Here is a 16875-nt window from a genome sequence, read left to right on the forward strand (position 1 = left end):
CCTGATGCTCAGCAGGTCTCGTGCCAGAAACGGGCGGCTCAGTTTTTCCCCGCTTCTTCCAATGCCCTGTTTCTTGCCTCGGCCTCCTTGTTCGCTGCGTCAAGGCTGGCTTTCATCGTGTCCATGTTGTCTTTTGCCTGCCTGGCCTGATCGGCCTGAAGTTTTCCTACGGTCGCCGCGCTTCCAGCGGTTTCCAGGCCGCAGCCGGAGAGAAGCAGGGCGGCAAGAGCAATCAGCATTTTCATTTTTCGCTCCCTTTGGTCAGGTGGAGGTGACGCTCTGAAGGGGCCAAGTTAAACATTCTGAGCGTGTCAGTCATTCTGGACCGTGCCGGAATGAAAGGCGACAAAAAACCCGCACGTGGGCGGGTTCAATGGACTTGCCTGGACTGCTTGAATGATCTTCCTGGTGCCCCGGGCCGGACTCGAACCGGCACACCTTTCGGCGGCGGATTTTGAATCCGCTGCGTCTACCGATTCCGCCACCGGGGCATTCGGAGCGCGGATTATCCATGAATCACTTCTTTGGTTCAAGTGAATCGCTGCAGGGAAAGGCTTTGGCCAGTGCGCCGGCGACCAGTGTGGCCGGGCTGACGGTCGTGTTGGACGGTACGCGTTCGACATGGATGACGACGGCGCGGACGAGACGCAGCGAAAGATCGGCGTCTTTCGGCAGGCAGAAGGCGTTGAGTTTGACGCCGACCTGTTCGGCCAGAAAGTCGCTGACCGCATAGCTGTCGGCGAAGCCGGCGACGTAGGCGATACAGCGGGCGCTGCGAATGGCCTGGAAAGGGTCGCTGGACTTTTGTCCGGCGTACATCTCGTCGGCTACCTGGCAGTCGCCGCGCAGTTCCTGCCCAGTATAAGCCTGGGCCGAGGTGGCGAAGAGGAGAGCGATGAGCCAGAGAAATTTCATTGTTTTTCGAACCAGTTGAGTTTTTCGTGCAGGCCGACGACGCTGCCGACGACGATCAGTGCCGGTGGCTTGATGCCGGATTCGGCGATGCGATGGGGCAGGGTGCCAAGCGTGGCGAGCAGGGTTTTCTGATCGGGCTGCGTGCCGTTGCGGACGACGGCGGCGGGCGTCATTGAAGGCAGGCCATGGTTGATCATCTGCCGGCAGATTTCTTCGACGGCGCCGATGCCCATGTAGAAGACGACGGTTTGCCGCGGCCGGGCCAGGGCTGGCCAGTCGAGATTGACCGTGCCATCCTTGAGATGCCCCGTGACGAAAGTGACCGACTGGGCGTGGTCGCGGTGGGTCAGCGGGAAGCCGGCGTAGGCGGCACAACCGGCGGCGGCAGTGACGCCGGGGACGACTTCGAAGGGAATGCCGGAGGCGACGAGGGTTTCGAGTTCTTCGCCGCCACGACCGAAGATGAACGGGTCGCCGCCCTTGAGACGGACGACCGAGAGGCCTTCCTGGGCGAGTTTGACCAGCAGTTCGTTGATCGAATCCTGGGGCAGTGTGTGCTTCGACGCTTCCTTGCCGGCGTAGATGCGGCGGGCGTCGGGGCGCGCCAGATCCATGATGCGGTCGCTGACCAGATGGTCGTAGACGAGGGCATCGGCGGCCGCTATCAGGCGCGCCGCCTTGACGGTCAGCAAGTCCGGATCGCCGGGGCCGGCGCCAACCAGCCAGACTTTTCCGGCTTCGAGTTTGTTCAGCTTGTTCATGCGTAATCCCTGCCTTTGGGCGGCCATCCTAATGCGGGACAGGGCGCCTGCCAATAGCGGGAAGTCAATGAATGATCGATATACCCACAAAGTATTAACAACATAGTCATAAAGAACTATAACTATATGAATGTAATGGGTTTATCTGCAGGAAAAGATTGATGAGTATCAAGGATGCATCAGGGGCTCAGGTTCAACCTTGCGGACATCGCGTTGAGGGAGATGGGCGCGAATTATTTCGATCCAGGAGATAGAAAGATGAAGAAAACAGTAGTGGGGATGCTTGCACTTAGCGCCATGGCTGTCGCCATGGGTTCGGCCTTCGCTCAGGAAACCGCCAAGGCGGCGCCGAGCATGACGGCTGCAGAAAAGGAAACTGCGAAGAAGATTTACTTCGAGCGTTGCGCCGGTTGCCATGGTGTGTTGCGCAAGGGCGCCACCGGCAAGAACCTGGAGCCGCACTGGACGAAGAAGGACAAGGACGGCAACGTCACCGAGGGCGGCACGCTCAAGCTCGGCCAGCAGCGTCTGGAAAAGATCATCGGTTACGGTACCGACGGTGGCATGGTCAACTTCGACGACATCCTGACCAAGGAAGAGTTGTCGCTGATGGCCAAGTACATCCAGAACACACCGGATGTGCCGCCGGAATACAGCTTCAAGGAAACGATGGATTCGTGGAAGGTCATCGTGCCGGTCGATCAGCGTCCGACCAAGCAGATGAACAAGTACAACCTCAAGAACATGTTCTCGGTCACCCTGCGCGATACCGGCGAAGTGGCTCTGATCGACGGCGATACCAAGGAAATCCGCAGCATCGTCAAGACCGGCTACGCGGTTCACATCTCGCGTCTGTCGGCTTCCGGCCGCTACGTTTATGTGATCGGTCGTGATGGTCGTCTGTCGCTGATCGACCTGTGGATGGAGAAGCCGGCTGTTGTGGCTGAAGTCAAGATCGGCTTCGACGCCCGTTCGGTCGATACCTCCAAGTTCAAGGGCTTCGAAGACAAGTACGCCGTGGCCGGCTCCTACTGGCCGCCCCAGTACGTGATCATGGACGGCGACACGCTCAAGCCGCGCAAGGTCGTTTCCACCCGTGGCATGACCGTCGATGGCGAATACCATCCGGAACCGCGCGTGGCTTCCATCGTGGCTTCCTTCATCAAGCCGGAATGGGTCATCAACATCAAGGAAACCGGTCAGATCCTGCTGGTCGATTATTCCGACATCGAGAACCTCAAGACGACCACGGTCGGTTCCGCCAAGTTCCTGCATGACGGCGGCTGGGATGCTTCCAAGCGTTACTTCCTGGTGGCCGCCAATGCCTCCAACAAGATCGCTGCGGTCGATACCAAGACCGGCAAGCTGGCTGCCTTGGTCGATACCGCCAAGATCCCGCATCCGGGTCGTGGCGCCAACTTCACCCATCCGCAGTTCGGTCCGGTGTGGACCACCGGTCACCTCGGTGCCGATGTCCTGACCCTGATCAGCACGCCTTCCGAAAAGAAGTCGGACGCCAAGTTCAAGCAGTACAACTGGAAGGTGGTTCAGGAAGTGAAGCACGTGCCGGGCAACCTGTTCGTCAAGACCCATCCGAAGTCGCAGAATCTGTGGGCTGACTCGCCGCAGAATCCGGACAAGGAACTGGCTGAATCCGTTTCCGTCTGGAAGATGTCCGACCTGTCCAAGCCGTTCAAGGTGATCAACGTGGCCAAGGACTCCGGTCTGCCGGTGACCAAGGCTACCAAGCGCGCCGTGCATCCGGAATACAGCGCCGACGGCAAGGAAGTCTGGATCTCCCTGTGGGGTGGCAAGGCTGACCAGTCGGCCATCGTCGTCTATGACGATGCGACGCTGACCTTGAAGAAGGTCATCACCGATCCGAAGATGATCACCCCGACCGGCAAATTCAACGTCTATAACACCCAGCACGACATCTACTGATCGACTGCTGTTTGTTTGATGTGACTTAAAGCTACGGGGGCGCAAGCCCCCGTAGCATATGGATCAGCAGCAATTTGCGCAGGGGGACATGGCCTGCGCCGTGAGCAAATCATTTTGGTGGAGATAAGTACGATGAAAAAGAATCTCGTTTCCCTGGCTATCTTTGGCGCCTTTGTCGCCCTCGGTTCGCAATCAGCCATCGCGGCGCCGGACTGGAACAAGGCGGCCAAGAGCACGGTCCACGTTTTTCACCCGGGTGCGGCACCGATCGAGTGGCTGCAGGGCAAGGGTGAGCACAGCGGCGCCAGCGGCCTGAAAAAAGGCGAAACCTGTGCTGGTTGCCACGTTGAGGACGGCAAGCTGAGTCTTGACCTGAAGCGTCTGGCCAGTAAGGAAATGGAGCCGAAGGGCGCGCCCAAGACGATGACCTATCCGGTCACCGTGCAGGCTGCTTTCGATGCGACCAATCTGTATGTTCGCTTGACCTTCAAGGCCCCGGCCGGCGGCTTCGACAAATCCGACAAGGACAATGAACTCAAGGCCACAATGATGTTCCCGAACGACAAGGTGCCGCTGGCCGATCAGGCCGGTTGCTGGGCCGCCTGTCACGACGACGCCAAGGGTATGCCGAAGGGCAAGGACAAGACGAAGTACGTCTCGGCTGGCGCCATGGATCTGGTGCAGTGGGCGAGCAGTGGCAAGTCGTCTGACGGTTTCGTTGCCGACAAGCGCAGCATGACGGGCGGCAAGGCCGGCGGAACGGCAGAGGGCGCCAAGGCAGGCGATACCTACACCGTGACCTTCACCCGCAAGCTGGCTGGTAACGCCGTTCTGGCTCCGGGCAAGGCTGTGCCGTTCGGCATCGCCATCCACGCCGACAACGCAGCCGGCCGTTTCCATCACGTTTCTTTCGGCCACACGATTGGTCTGGGTGCCGACGGCGACGTGAAAGCGGCCAAGCAGTAAGCCACCATGCCATCCGGACTCGTGAAGCATTCCGGATGGCTGTGCCTGAAAAGAGCGCCGCTTGTGCTGGCGCTCTTTTCTTTTGCCGCGCTGGCCGAGACCGTGGTCGAGGTGCGCATCGAGGGCTATCAATTCCGGCCGGCCGAGGTGAGCATCAAGGCGGGTGACAGCGTACGGTGGACCAATCACGAAAAGCGGACCAGCCATTCGGTTGTTTTTCCGGCTGAAGGCGGACTGGAGTCCGAGCGGATGTTCCCCGATGAAAGCTGGCAGCGTCGTTTCGATAAGCCGGGGCGCTACGCCTACCATTGCGGGCCGCATCCGGAAATGACGGGAGTTGTTCTTGTCACCGAGTAATTTCATTTTTGGCCTGTTTTTCCTGTCGACCGTGGGAATGGTCGCAGCGTCGGCCGCCGAGCCGGACGCGGCGCGCCAGAAGGAATTGGTGCATCTGGTGCGCCAGGATTGCGGCTCCTGCCACGGCATGACGCTCAAAGGCGGCCTCGGTCCGGCCTTGCTGCCGGAAACCCTGCGCGACATGCCGGCCGAAGGCCTCGCCGCGACCATTTACTACGGCCGCCCGGGCACGCCGATGCCGCCGTGGAAAGCCTTCCTGTCCGAAGCCGAAGCGGCCTGGATAGTCGATAAACTGATGACCGAATTCCCCGAGTGAGAACGCCATGCGCCTGCTGCTGATCTCCATTTTTGCCCTGCTTCTCAACGCCTGCGCCGGCCCGCAACTGCGCGGCACCGGCGATCTCGGGCTGATCATTGAACGGGCCAGCGGCCACATCACGCTGGTCAACACCACGGCCCGCCAGCCCTACGCGCGCATTGGCGGCCTCGGCGACCTATCGCACGCCTCAGCCGTCTATTCCCGAGACGGCCGCTACGCCTTCATCTTCGGCCGCGACGGCGGGCTGACCAAGATCGATCTGCTCGAAGCGAAAATCGTCAAACGCATCATCCAGTCCGGCAACGCCATCGGGGGGTCGATCTCCCAGGACGGCCGCATCGTCGTCGCCCAGAACTACACCCCGGGTGGCATCAAGGCCTTCGATAGCGAGACGCTCGAACTGCTCTCCGAAGTGCCAGCCGAATTCGCGCCCGGCCAGTTCTCAAAGGTTGTCGGCCTGGCCGATACGGGTGGCAACAAGTTCGCCTACGCGCTGTTCGACGGCGGCGAAATCCGCGTCACCGATTTCAGCAACCCACGGCAGCCGACCACCCAGCGCTTCCCGGCCGGCAGCCAGCCCTACGACGGCCTCGTGACGCCGGATGGCCGCTACTTCCTGGCCGGCCTGTTCGGCGAGGACGGTGTCGCCATGCTCGACCTCTGGCAGCCGGAGAAGGGCGCCAAGAAGATTCTCGAAAACTACGGCCGCGGCCAGGAAAAACTGCCCGTCTTCAAGATGCCACACCTGCGCGGCTGGTCGGTCGCCCAGGGCAAGGCCTACCTGCCGGCGATCGGCCGTCATGAAGTGCTGGTCGTCGATGTCGCCACCTGGAAAGAAGTCGGCCGCATCCCCGTGCGCGGCCAGCCGGTCTTCGTCATGGCCCGCCCCGATGGCCGCCAGATCTGGGTCAATTTCGCCTTCCCGGACAACGCCAAGGTCGATGTCATCGACACGCTGGCCGGCAAGGTCGTCCATGCCTTCGAGCCGGGCAAGGGCATCCTGCACATGGAATTCGCCCCGCGCGGCGAGAACGTCTGGCTCTCGGCGCGCGACGACAACAAGGTTTTGATTTACAACACCGAAAATTTTGCCAAACTGGGAGAAATCCCGGCCGAAAGCCCGTCCGGCATTTTCTTCACCTCGCGCGCCGTGCGCATAGGTTTCTGATGGACGCTTTGGCCATGAACAGCAGCAGCCTCGACTTCCAGTTGCTCAACGACTTCCAGCGCGACTTTCCGCTGGTCCCGGCACCCTTCGCCGAGTTGGCGGCGCGTCTCGGCGTCGGCGAGAAAGTCGTTCTCGGCCACCTCGAAAACCTGCGCCGCGAAGGCAAGATTTCACGCGTCGGCGCCGTCTTCGCCCCCAAGCGAATCGGCGCCTCGACGCTGGCCGCCATGGCCGTCCCGCCGGAAAAGCTCGAAGCCGTGGCCACCGCGGTCAACCGCTTCCCCGAGGTCAATCACAACTACGAACGCGAGCACCGCTACAACCTGTGGTTCGTCGTCACCGCCGCGACCGAAGGGCGCCTGCAAGCCAGCCTCGGCGCCATCGAGAAGGCCGCCGGCTATCCGCTGCTGGCCTTGCCGCTTGAAGAAGAATTCCACATCGACCTCGGTTTTTGCCTGAACGGTGACAAGAAAAAAAGCGTCGCCACGGCCCAGCCGGTGCAGCCGACGGCCCTCATCGACGAAGCCGAGCGCCGCCTCGTTTCCGTCTTGCAGGAAGGCCTGCCGCTGTTCATCCGGCCCTTCGCCCTGATCGCCGAGCGCATTGGCGCCTCCGAGCCGGAAGTCCTCGGCCGTATCCGCCGCTGGCTCGAAGAGGGCGCCATCAAGCGCTTCGGCGTCGTCGTCCGCCACCACGAACTCGGCTACCGCGCCAACGCCATGCTGGTCCATGACATTCCGGACGAGCAGGTCAGCGAGATTGGTCGCGCCCTGGCCGAAGAGCCGGCCGTCACGCTGTGCTACCGCCGGCCGCGCCGCCTGCCGGACTGGCCGTACAACCTGTTCTGCATGATCCATGGCCGCGAACGTGGCGAGGTCGAGTCCATCATCGCCGACCTTCGCCAACGCCACGGTCTCGAAACGGCTGCCCACGAGGTGCTCTTCTCGCTGACCCGCTTCAAGCAGAACGGCGCGCGCTATGCGTGAGCTTTCCACGGTCGACCGGAAAATTCTCGCAAAATTGCAAGGCGACTTCCCGATCTGCGAACGTCCCTACGCCGAGGCGGCCGAACAGATCGGCATCAGCGAAGAAGAATTGCTCCAGCGTGTGCAGGAACTGCTCGCCGACAAGGTGCTGACCCGCTTCGGCCCGATGTTTCAGATCGAGGAAATGGGTGGAGCCTTCGTGCTCGCCGCCCTGGCCGCCCCCGAGGAGCGTTACGACGAGGTGACGGCACTGGTCAACGAATTGCCCGCGGTCGCCCACAACTATCGCCGCGAACACGTGCTCAACATGTGGTTCGTGCTCGCCACCGAAACGAAGGCAGGCATCGCCGAAGCCATTGCCCGCATCGAGCGCGACACCGGCCTGGCGGTCTATGCCTTCCCGAAAGAGCGCGAATTTTTTGTTGAAATGAAGCTAGAGGCGCGGCTGTGATCGACGACATTGATCGCGCCCTGATCGTCGCCACGCAAGGTGGCCTGCCGCTCGTGCCACGCCCCTATCACACCATCGCCGAACAGCTCGGGCTATCGGCAGACGAGGTCATGCGCCGCCTGAAAGTCATGCTCGAAACCGGCATCGTCCGCCGTATCGGCGCCGTGCCCAACCATTACGCCATCGGCTGGACGGCCAATGGCATGACTGTCTGGGATGTCGCCGACGAGCTAGTCGACGAACTGGGCGCCCGCATTGGCGCCCTCGATTTCGTCACCCACTGCTACCGCCGCCCGCGCGCCCTGCCAGCCTGGCCCTACAACCTGTTCGCCATGGTGCACGGCGCCTCGCGCGATGAGTGTTCGGCCAAAGCCGCTGAAATCCGCAGCTTGCTTGGTGAGGCTTGCCGGGGCAGCGACATTCTCTACTCGACCAGAATCCTCAAAAAGACCGGGCTGAGGATAGGTAGCTAAGGACAGGCCCGCATCCGGTTTTCCGCATCTCGATAGGACGCCGTCGAGTCGATCTGCTGATGCGCGGCATTGATCCCGTCCTTGAGCTTGCTCAGCAGGCTGGCGAGCTGTTGGTCGGCGCGTTGGCGCAGCACGGATTCGGCTTCGCCGACACTGGAAAAATAAGCGACCTGGCCGAGTGACTGGCGTAGCGCAACCGGCATCAGCCGGGCGCCGATCCTGAGATGGTTGCGCCAGACCGTGACGTGCTCCTGCTCATGTTCCTCGACGATGCGTCGCCGGCAGGGATTGGTGCCGAGTTCCCGGGCAAGCAGGACCTCGAAACTCGACAAACCGAGTTTCAGTTGCAACGAGGGTACGGCGCACACCCGGCCGTCGCGATTGCTCAGGGTGCGCACCGAAAGCGCCATGCTGGCGGCCGGTTCGGCCCGCGTTACACCCAGCGTGCTGTGGTTCAGGCTGCTACCCGCTTTGGCAAAGCGCGCCAGATCAGCTATCCGGATGCCGTCGTCGCGGCTTACCGGCTTGTCCTCGAAGACGGCAGTGAAATTTGCTTCCGCCGCCAGTTTTTCGCAGCGCGCCTCGAAACCGTCGTTGTCGGCCCCGGCGACAGCGCTGGCAAGCAGGAGCAGGAGAGCAAGGAGGGATTTCATGCGGCGGGTCTGGTTCAGGCGACAGGGAGATTCTGCGTCGGTAATGTGAAATACCGTTGACGGTGGATCACCGGCAAGCCCCGCGCTGAAAGCAGAAAGCCCGGACTGGCCGGGCTTTCTGGGGGCTGACTGGGTGCCTGACGGCGGTCAGTGTGCTTCGCCGATCCGCTGGGCGATATGCGCCAGCGCCTCTTCAACCTGGTCGATCAGAATCAGGCAGAGGTCGCCCGGCTGCAGGCGGGCCAGCGCCGTATCGATGGCGATGAATTCGCCGGTGATGGCGTCGATCTGCTTGGTGCGGCGGGCGTTGGTCAGGCCTTCGCGCAACAGGCCGATCACTTCACCATCTTCGCGGCCGCGCTGGCAGGCGTCCTGGTAAAGAATCACGTCGTCGAAGGCGTCGCCGAGGATTTCGGTCTGCTGGCGGATGTCGTCGTCACGCCGGTCGCCGGCGCCGCTGATCACCACCGAACGGCGCACCGCCGGCATGTTTTCGATGGCGCCGACCAGCGCCTGGATGGCGTCCGGGTTGTGACCGTAGTCGGCGATCAGGGTCGCGCCCTTGTAGTCGAAGACGTTGAAGCGGCCGGGGGCAGTCGCTGCGTCGCTAACGAAATTGGCCAGCGCCTTCTCGATCACCGGCCACTCGTAGCCGAGCGCCCAGCCTGTGGCGATGGCGGCCATGGCATTTTCGACCTGGAAGCCGATGGTGCCGTTGCGCGTGAGCGGAATGTTGGCGAGCGGAATGCGGTATTTCTTGCGGCCTTCGCTGCAGACGATGGCATCGCGCTCGACATGGACGACTCGTTTGCCCTGGGCGCGGTGCGTGGCGAGCACGGGGTTCATGCGGTCGCGGGCGAAGAAGATGACCTCGCCGTGGCAGTGATGGGCCATCGCGGCGACGACCGGGTCGGCGGCATTGAGTACTGCCGTGCCGCTCGGTGCAACGTTTTCAACAATGACGCGCTTGACCACGGCCAGCTCGTCGACCGTCGTGATGTAGTTGAGGCCGAGATGGTCGCCGAGGCCGATGTTGGTGATCACCGCCACATCGCACACATCGAAGCCGAGGCCTTCGCGTAGCACGCCGCCACGCGCCGTTTCGAAGACGGCCGCGTCGACGTCCGGGTGCATCAGCACGTTGCGGGCGCTGCGCGGGCCGGAGCAGTCGCCGGTGTCGATGCGCCGGCCTTCGACGTAGATGCCGTCGGTGCTGGTCATGCCGACACGCAGGCCATTCGCTTCAAAAATGCGGCCGATCAGGCGGCTGGTCGTCGTCTTGCCGTTGGTGCCGGCGATGGCGACGACCGGGATGCGGGCGTTGTCGCCATCCGGGAACATCATGCCGACGATGGCTTCGCCAACAGCGCGGCCCTTGCCGAAGGATGGGTCGAGGTGCATGCGCAGGCCGGGGGCGGCATTGCATTCGACGATGCCGCCGCCCTGTTCTTCGAGCGGCTTGTGCATGGTGTCGCAGACGACGTCGATACCGCAGATGTCGAGGCCAACGGTCTGGGCGGCGGCGACGGCGGCAGCGGCGAGTTCCGGATGGACGTCGTCGGTGACGTCGGTGGCGGTGCCGCCGGTAGACAGGTTGGCGTTGTTGCGCAGGACGACGCGAACGCCGCGGCCGGGCACGGAGTCGGCCGTATAGCCTTGCTCTTCTAGACGGGCGAGGGCGATTTCGTCGAAACGGATCTTGGTCAGCGAGGTGGCGTGACCGTCCGAACGGCGCGGGTCGCGATTGACGATATCCACCAGTTCGCGCACGGTATGCGTGCCGTCGCCGATGACCAGTGGCGGATCGCGGCGGGCGGCGGCGATCAGCTTGTCGCCGATGACCAGCAGGCGCCAGTCGTGGCCGGAGAGGAATTTCTCGACCATGATGTCGTCGCGGAATTCGATGGCGACGCGGTAGGCGCGACGGACTTGTTCCTCGGTGGTCAGGTTGACCGAAATGCCCTTGCCCTGATTGCCGTCCTGCGGCTTGACGACGACCGGCAGGCCGACTTCGAGGGCGGCGACCCAGGCATCGTCTTCGTCCTCGACCGGGCGGCCGTAAGGGACGGCGACACCGGAGGCGTGCAGCAGCTTCTTGGTCAGTTCCTTGTCCTGGGCAATCGATTCGCCGATGGCGCTGGTCAGGCTGGTTTCGGCGGCCTGGATGCGCTTCTGCTTGCTGCCCCAGCCGAACTGGACGAGGCTGCCCTGGGTCAGGCGGCGGATCGGGATGCCGCGGGCCAGCGCAGCCGAGACGATGGCGCCGGTCGATGGGCCGAGACGGATGTCCTCATCGAGGTCGCGCAATTCCTTGAGCGTGCCATCGAGATCGAAAGGCGTGTCGTTGAGGGCGGCGAGGCAAAGCTGTTCGGCGCGCTCGAAGGCCAGGCGGCCGACGTCTTCTTCGGTGTATTCGACGACGACCTGATAGACGCCCTGATCGACCGTCTGCGCTGTCCGGCTGAAGGTGACCGGGCAACCGGCCTGGGCTTGCAGGCCGAGGGCGGCGAATTCGAGGGCGTGGGCCATCGACACGGTGTCGAGATGGTCGGAGGGAATCAGGTCGCCGAGTTCCGGGAAGCGCTCGCGCAGGCGGGCTTCGAAATTGGGCAGGTCTGAAATGGCGACTTCGGCTCCTTCGCAGGAAACGATGGCTTGAATGGCGGTGTGCCGGCTCCACAGATTGGGGCCGCGCAGGGCGCGAATGCGGGAAACGTCCATGACGCTTTATTCCTCGTTATTTCCGGGCGGTAGCCGGCTTCTTGGGTTGCGACTTTTTGGCGGGCTGCTGTATCAGCGAAGCGGGGTCGATCAGTTCCAGGCCGAAGGTCTTGAGGCCTGTGGTCAGGACTTCCTTGCTCAGGCCCATGGCCCAGCCGGCGGCAATGCCGGCCAGCACGTTGGCAATGTTCTTGGCTTGCTTGGCCTTGCCAATGTAGGGCGCATCGACCAGTCGGCTGAGGCGGATTTCATCGCTGCCGGTGCGTAGCACGACGCGCTTGTCGTCCACCGTGACACCGCGCTTGCCGGCGGCGAGATGGGCGACCAGGGTCGGGTTGGTCGGGTCGCAGGCGAAGAAGATCACTTCGCCGTCGCACAGTTCGGCGAAATCGGCGACCAGTTCGTCTTCGGCATTGAGCACGGCATGACCACTCGGCAACACGACATCAACCTGCGTCCGGTAGATCGAACGCGGTGTCGTGTAATACTCGCCGCCGGTCGGCTGGGTATCCCAGCGCGACAGGTCTTCGTCTTCCGAAACGATGTTGGTGACGATGCCGATCGAGCAGCGGTCATAGGCCAGACCTTGGCCGAGGATGACTTCGGCGCCGTTTTCGATCACTGCGGCCTGAACCGAACGGTTCATCAGCAGGCGACGGCCACCTTCCCAGTTGGCGGCGCTGGTTTTCTGGACCTGGCGGCGGTCGAGGTAGATGCCGTCCTTGCAGGCCAGGCCGACATGGCGGCCGGAGAGATAGACCAGATGGGCGACCATCTTGGCAACCGGGTTGCGACCGTGGGTGCCGGTGACGCCAACCAGCGGCACGCGGCCGCTCTCGCTCTGGGCGAACAGGTTGTCGACGATGGCCTGACCGACCGGGCGCGGCTTGCCGATGCCTGGCTTGATGTGCATGAGCAGGCTGGGGCCGGCGTTGACTTCGACGATGGCGCCGCCCTGCTCGGCCAGCGGCTTCGAGACGTCCTGGCAGACCAGGTCGATGCCAGCGATGTCGAGGCCGACGACGCGGGCTGCCAGCGCTGCGACCTGGGCGGTTTCGGGATGGACTTCGTCGGTGCAGTCGAAGGCGTGGTTGGCGTTGCGCTGGATAAGCACGACGCGGTCTTTGGCCGGCACGCTGTCGGCCTCAAGGCCCTGGCGTTCCAGTTCAATCTTGGCAGCGGTATCGATCTTGATGATCGACAGCGGATGCAGTTCGGTCGTGCCGCGCCGCGGGTCGATGTTGACCTGGCTGTCGATCAGTTCCAGCACGGTCGACTTGCCGTCGCCGGTTACGGTGATCAGGTCGCTGCGATTGGCCGCGACGAGCTTTCCGCCGACAACCAGAAGGCGATGCTCGATGCCCTGGATGGAACGTTCGACGAGCACGCCGGAGCCTTCCTCGACAGCGATGGCGTAGGCCTTGGCGACCTCTTCCTTGGTCGTCAGGTCGATGAAGACGCCACGGCCATGATTGCCGTCGGTCGGCTTGACGACGACCGGCACGCCGATGTCTTCGGCGGCATCCCAGGCATCGTCGGCGCTATCGACTTCGCGGCCTTCCGGGACCGGGACGCCGACCGAGGAGATCAGTTCCTTGGTCAAATCCTTGTCGCGCGAAATGGTTTCGGCGATGGCGCTAGTCTGGTCGGTTTCGGCCGTCCAGATACGGCGCATGGCGGCGCCGTAGCCGAGCTGGACGAGGTTGCCGTCGTCGAGCAGGCGGATGTGCGGAATGCCGCGCTTTTCGCCAGCCAGAACGATGGCTGCGGTCGATGGGCCGAGGTATTTGCGGTCGACCTTGCGGCGAAGCAGGCGGACGGCTTCGTCAAGGTCGTAGGGCTCGTCGGCGATGGCGGCGAGCAGCAGTTCGCGGCCGACATCGAGCGACATGCGGGTCACTTCTTCGTGGAAGTTGGAGACGACCAGCTTGTAGACGCCGCGCGTCGTCGTTTCGCGGGTGCGGCCGAAACCGTCGGGCAGGCCGGCCAGAGTCATCAGTTCGAGCACGATGTGTTCGAGGATGTGGCCGGCCCACGTGCCTTCCTTGAGGCGGCGCAGGAAGCCGCCGTGTTCGCCGTAGTTGCAGCGATGCTCGACAAGGCCCGGTAGCCAGGCGCTCAGGCGCTCGTAAAGGCCGGGAATCTTGTCCGAGGGAAAGTCTTCGAGTTCGCCGATATCGATCCAGCTTTCGATGACCGGGGGGTAGGTCCAGATATTGGGGCCACGCAGTGAAATGGTGTCCCGGAAAATGATGTCCTTTTTCTTCATGCTCTTGGCTCTGGCTCCGTTGGCCTGCGGTGATGAATGTTTGATTTCAGCATTATTAACGCTTTCGTCCGCTTGCGGCTGACCGCTGTCTAAAAATGTCACTCAAGAGGACAAAGCGTTACAGGAAGCGGTCGAGAAGCTTGCGGCTGTGTCGGTCGAGGGTGCTCAGGTCGCGGATCAGGAACTGGATGCCATGGGCGTCGGCGATGAGCAAACGGGTCTGGCTCAGGCGGCGAATGTCTTCCTCGCCCTTGAGGATCAGCTCGGCCGGGCCGCGATTGGTACGCAGTCGCCAGGTGCTCGGGCAGGCGAAGCTGGAAACGTCTTCGATGCCTTCGATTTCCGGGACGAACTCGCGGCTGGCGAGGTCGGCTTCGATCAGGCCGGCGATGGCCGGTGGCAGGTCGGCGAGGCTGTCGATCCAGGCGACTTCGTGACCTTCGTAATTGACCAGCGACAGACCTTCGTCGGGAGCGGCGATGGGGAAGGCGCGCACCGGCGTGACGCCTTCGTGGACGATTCCATTTTCGGCCGTTAATACCAGTCGACCGTAGGAATCGCGTTGCAGTTGGAAATTGGCGTTCGACATGGGCTTATTCCGCGTGAGTTTTGGGCAGGCTGGTCGAGCGCGGCAGTTCCGGCTCGGTATCGACGTTGCGGGCCTGGGCCATGTAGAGCTTGAAGTAATGGCCTTCGGTCGCCATCAATTCGTCGTGGTTGCCGACTTCGACGATGCGGCCGCGATCCATGACGACCAGCCGGTCGGCCTTGCGCAGGGTGCTCAGGCGGTGGGCGATGGCAATGGTGGTGCGGCCCTTGACGAGATTGTCGAGCGCCTTCTGGATTTCCTTCTCGGTTTCGGTGTCGACCGCGGAAGTCGCTTCGTCGAGGATCAGGATGCGCGGATCGATGAGCAGGGCGCGGGCGATGGAAATGCGCTGGCGCTCGCCGCCGGACAGGCCCTGGCCGCGTTCGCCAACCAGCGAGTCATAGCCGTGCGGCAGGCGCAGGATGAACTCGTGGGCGTGGGCGGCGCGGGCGGCGGCGATGACTTCCTGGCGCGTCGCGTTGGGCTTGCCGTAGGCGATGTTGTCGGCGATGGTGCCGAAGAAGAGGAAGGGTTCCTGCAGGACGAGGCCGATGTGCTTGCGGAATTCGGCGACCGGCACCGAGCGGACATCGACGCCATCGATCAGCACCTGGCCTTCGGAAACGTCGTAGAAGCGGCAGATCAGGTTGACCAGCGTGGACTTGCCAGAGCCGGAATGGCCGACCAGACCGATCATTTCGCCGGGTTCGATGACCAGATCGACGTCGCGGGTGACCGAGCGGGTGCCGTAGCGGAAGCTGGCTTTTTTCAGTTCGAGCCGGCCGGTGACGCCGGACAGATGCACCGGGTTGGTCGGCTCGGGGACGCTGGAGACGTGGTCGAGAATGTCGAAGATGCGCTTGGTCGACGATGCGGCACGCTGGGTCGCCGAGACAATGCGGCTCATCGAGTCGAGGCGGGTGTAGAAACGGCCGATGTAGGCGAGGAAGGCGGTGAGCACGCCGACCGTCGAGTCGCCCTTGGAAATCTGCCAGATACCGAAGACCCAGACGACGAGCAGGCCGATTTCGGTGAGCAGCGTCACCGTCGGCGTGAATAGCGACCAGGTCTTGTTGAGCTTGTCGTTCATCTGCAGGTTGTGCTCGTTGGCGGCGCGGAAACGCTCGCCTTCGCGCTTTTCCTGGGCAAAGGCCTTGACCACGCGGATGCCGGGGATGGTGTCGGCCAGCACGTTGGTCACTTCGGCCCAGACGCGGTCGATTTTCTCGAAGCCGGTGCGCAGCTTCTCGCGCACGAAGTGGATCAGCCAGCCGATGATCGGCAGCGGCAGCAGGGTGACGAGCGCCAGCCACGGGTTGATGCTGAACAGGATGACGGCGGTCATCGTGATCATCAGCACGTCGGTGGCGAAGTTAAGCAGGTCGAGCGACAGGAAGATGTTGATACGGTCAGTTTCGTTGCCGATGCGCGCCATGAGGTCGCCGGTCCGTTTGCCGCCGAAATACTCGAGCGACAGGCCGAGCAGGTGGTCGTAGGTCTGCGTGCGCAGGTCGCGGCCCATGCGTTCGGAGACCAGCGACAGGATGTAGGTGCGGATCCAGCCGAGGCCCCAGGCCAGCACGGCGGCGCCGAACAGGCCGCCGAGATACATGCCGACCAGCGGCCAGTCGATGGGCTTGCCGTTCTGGAACGGGATCAGCACGTCGTCCATGAGTGGCATGGTCAGGTAGGGCGGGACCAGCTGGGCGGCCGTGGAGGCCAAAGTCAGGATAAAGCCGGTCAATAGTTGCCAGCGGTAGGGTCGGGCGAAACGCCACAGGCGGAACAGCGTCCACGTCGATGGCGCAACGGTCGCTTCGCGATTGCACACCGGGCATTCGTCTTCGCCGGGCGGCAGCGGGGCATTGCATTTCGGGCAGCAATCTTCTGCGTTTGCTCTTTGCACGGGCTGACCGCTGACGATGCTGTCGCGGTGCAGGTCGAATTCGGCGATGACGCGCAATGCGGCCAGATTCTTGGCCAGCGTGTAGCGCCAGGTGGCAAGCTGGCCTTTTTCATCGATCAGTTCGAGCGCGCCGACACCGGCGTGGTCGTGGTGGCTGAGCGTCAGCCCGCCGCGCAGCGGCCATTCCTGCCAATGGCTGTTACCCGGGGCGAAGGCGAGAAAGCGGCGGTCGGTGACGAGAACGAGGCCGGCGGCGTATTGCAGGCGATTGTCGAGATCGATCTCGACCCAGGCCTGGGTTTTTTCACCGCTGGCCAGTTTTGCCTCAAGCTCGGCAGCCCAGCGGCTCGGCAGGGCTGGCTCGTTGCCAACCAAATTCTGTGCGTTCGGATTCATC

General features: G+C 62.9%; 16 protein-coding genes and 1 tRNA gene. 8 read left to right on the forward strand and 9 right to left on the reverse strand.

What is annotated here, in order from left to right; genetic code table 11:
• Positions 1-38: 38 nt before the first annotated feature.
• The 4 genes from KI610_RS06655 to cobA form a co-directional block, all read right to left on the reverse strand.
• Positions 39-245, reverse strand: a complete 207-nt coding sequence (locus KI610_RS06655; RefSeq protein ID WP_226497876.1) for a hypothetical protein — start codon at positions 243-245, stop codon at positions 39-41.
• Positions 246-406: 161 nt separating this feature from the next.
• Positions 407-491, reverse strand: a tRNA-Leu gene (locus KI610_RS06660).
• A 25-nt stretch (positions 492-516) separates the two neighbouring features.
• Positions 517-915, reverse strand: a complete 399-nt coding sequence (locus KI610_RS06665; RefSeq protein ID WP_226497877.1) for a Rap1a/Tai family immunity protein — start codon at positions 913-915, stop codon at positions 517-519.
• Complete coding sequence (gene cobA / locus KI610_RS06670; protein WP_226497878.1) at positions 912-1676, reverse strand: uroporphyrinogen-III C-methyltransferase; 765 nt, start codon at positions 1674-1676, stop codon at positions 912-914. Before cobA ends, KI610_RS06665 begins: the two co-directional genes overlap by 4 nt.
• A gap of 258 nt (positions 1677-1934) precedes the next feature.
• Here cobA and KI610_RS06675 point away from each other — a divergent pair, with 258 nt between their 5' ends.
• The 8 genes from KI610_RS06675 to ahbB (KI610_RS06710) all read left to right on the forward strand — a co-directional run bounded on the left by KI610_RS06675 (position 1935) and on the right by ahbB (KI610_RS06710) (position 8340).
• The gene (locus KI610_RS06675) at positions 1935-3620 is read left to right on the forward strand and encodes a cytochrome D1 domain-containing protein (RefSeq protein ID WP_226497879.1); all 1686 of its coding nucleotides are present in this window, start codon (positions 1935-1937) and stop codon (positions 3618-3620) included.
• A 132-nt stretch (positions 3621-3752) separates the two neighbouring features.
• Positions 3753-4586: an ethylbenzene dehydrogenase-related protein gene (locus KI610_RS06680; protein ID WP_226497880.1), complete on the forward strand. Its 834-nt coding sequence runs from the start codon at positions 3753-3755 to the stop codon at positions 4584-4586.
• Between the two features lie 6 nt (positions 4587-4592).
• Entirely contained in the window at positions 4593-4943 is a 351-nt protein-coding gene (locus KI610_RS06685; RefSeq protein WP_226497881.1) for a plastocyanin/azurin family copper-binding protein, read from the forward strand.
• Between the two features lie 37 nt (positions 4944-4980).
• A complete protein-coding gene (locus KI610_RS06690; protein ID WP_226498520.1) occupies positions 4981-5259 on the forward strand; it encodes a c-type cytochrome in 279 nt (92 codons plus the stop codon).
• Between the two features lie 7 nt (positions 5260-5266).
• The gene (locus KI610_RS06695) at positions 5267-6430 is read left to right on the forward strand and encodes a cytochrome D1 domain-containing protein (protein ID WP_226497882.1); all 1164 of its coding nucleotides are present in this window, start codon (positions 5267-5269) and stop codon (positions 6428-6430) included.
• Positions 6431-6444: 14 nt separating this feature from the next.
• Entirely contained in the window at positions 6445-7416 is a 972-nt protein-coding gene (gene ahbB, locus KI610_RS06700) for a siroheme decarboxylase subunit beta (protein WP_226497883.1), read from the forward strand.
• Positions 7409-7867: an Lrp/AsnC family transcriptional regulator gene (locus tag KI610_RS06705; RefSeq protein WP_226497884.1), complete on the forward strand. Its 459-nt coding sequence runs from the start codon at positions 7409-7411 to the stop codon at positions 7865-7867. The genes ahbB (KI610_RS06700) and KI610_RS06705 overlap by 8 nt, the downstream gene beginning before the upstream one ends.
• A complete protein-coding gene (gene ahbB, locus KI610_RS06710; protein WP_226497885.1) occupies positions 7864-8340 on the forward strand; it encodes a siroheme decarboxylase subunit beta in 477 nt (158 codons plus the stop codon). The genes KI610_RS06705 and ahbB (KI610_RS06710) overlap by 4 nt, the downstream gene beginning before the upstream one ends.
• On the opposite strand, the gene KI610_RS06715 is transcribed toward ahbB (KI610_RS06710), so the two are convergent.
• From KI610_RS06715 to KI610_RS06735, 5 genes are all read right to left on the reverse strand, one after another.
• Positions 8337-8993, reverse strand: a complete 657-nt coding sequence (locus KI610_RS06715; protein ID WP_226497886.1) for a hypothetical protein — start codon at positions 8991-8993, stop codon at positions 8337-8339. The genes ahbB (KI610_RS06710) and KI610_RS06715 overlap by 4 nt on opposite strands.
• A gap of 147 nt (positions 8994-9140) precedes the next feature.
• The gene (cphA, locus tag KI610_RS06720) at positions 9141-11714 is read right to left on the reverse strand and encodes a cyanophycin synthetase (protein WP_226497887.1); all 2574 of its coding nucleotides are present in this window, start codon (positions 11712-11714) and stop codon (positions 9141-9143) included.
• A 16-nt stretch (positions 11715-11730) separates the two neighbouring features.
• Complete coding sequence (locus KI610_RS06725) at positions 11731-13983, reverse strand: cyanophycin synthetase (RefSeq protein ID WP_226497888.1); 2253 nt, start codon at positions 13981-13983, stop codon at positions 11731-11733.
• A gap of 118 nt (positions 13984-14101) precedes the next feature.
• Positions 14102-14572, reverse strand: a complete 471-nt coding sequence (locus tag KI610_RS06730; RefSeq protein ID WP_226497889.1) for a cyanophycin metabolism-associated DUF1854 family protein — start codon at positions 14570-14572, stop codon at positions 14102-14104.
• A 4-nt stretch (positions 14573-14576) separates the two neighbouring features.
• Positions 14577-16874, reverse strand: coding sequence for a cyanophycin metabolism-associated ABC transporter (locus KI610_RS06735; RefSeq protein WP_226497890.1), 2298 nt, complete (start codon positions 16872-16874; stop codon positions 14577-14579).
• Position 16875: the final 1 nt, after the last annotated feature.

This window comes from Ferribacterium limneticum (assembly GCF_020510565.1).
Classification (GTDB): Bacteria; Pseudomonadota; Gammaproteobacteria; order Burkholderiales; family Rhodocyclaceae; genus Azonexus; species Azonexus limneticus_B.

Bases quoted from the DNA above. Each gene is read 5' to 3' on its own strand.
- KI610_RS06655 (WP_226497876.1), bottom strand. From the start codon at position 245: ATGAAAATGCTGATTGCTCTTGCCGCCCTGCTTCTCTCCGGCTGCGGC.
- KI610_RS06665 (WP_226497877.1), bottom strand. From the start codon at position 915: ATGAAATTTCTCTGGCTCATCGCTCTCCTCTTCGCCACCTCGGCCCAG.
- cobA (WP_226497878.1), bottom strand. From the start codon at position 1,676: ATGAACAAGCTGAACAAACTCGAAGCCGGAAAAGTCTGGCTGGTTGGC.
- KI610_RS06675 (WP_226497879.1), top strand. From the start codon at position 1,935: ATGAAGAAAACAGTAGTGGGGATGCTTGCACTTAGCGCCATGGCTGTC.
- KI610_RS06680 (WP_226497880.1), top strand. From the start codon at position 3,753: ATGAAAAAGAATCTCGTTTCCCTGGCTATCTTTGGCGCCTTTGTCGCC.
- KI610_RS06685 (WP_226497881.1), top strand. From the start codon at position 4,593: ATGCCATCCGGACTCGTGAAGCATTCCGGATGGCTGTGCCTGAAAAGA.
- KI610_RS06690 (WP_226498520.1), top strand. From the start codon at position 4,981: ATGGTCGCAGCGTCGGCCGCCGAGCCGGACGCGGCGCGCCAGAAGGAA.
- KI610_RS06695 (WP_226497882.1), top strand. From the start codon at position 5,267: ATGCGCCTGCTGCTGATCTCCATTTTTGCCCTGCTTCTCAACGCCTGC.
- ahbB (WP_226497883.1), top strand. From the start codon at position 6,445: ATGAACAGCAGCAGCCTCGACTTCCAGTTGCTCAACGACTTCCAGCGC.
- KI610_RS06705 (WP_226497884.1), top strand. From the start codon at position 7,409: ATGCGTGAGCTTTCCACGGTCGACCGGAAAATTCTCGCAAAATTGCAA.
- KI610_RS06715 (WP_226497886.1), bottom strand. From the start codon at position 8,993: ATGAAATCCCTCCTTGCTCTCCTGCTCCTGCTTGCCAGCGCTGTCGCC.
- cphA (WP_226497887.1), bottom strand. From the start codon at position 11,714: ATGGACGTTTCCCGCATTCGCGCCCTGCGCGGCCCCAATCTGTGGAGC.
- KI610_RS06725 (WP_226497888.1), bottom strand. From the start codon at position 13,983: ATGAAGAAAAAGGACATCATTTTCCGGGACACCATTTCACTGCGTGGC.
- KI610_RS06730 (WP_226497889.1), bottom strand. From the start codon at position 14,572: ATGTCGAACGCCAATTTCCAACTGCAACGCGATTCCTACGGTCGACTG.
- KI610_RS06735 (WP_226497890.1), bottom strand. From the start codon at position 16,874: ATGAATCCGAACGCACAGAATTTGGTTGGCAACGAGCCAGCCCTGCCG.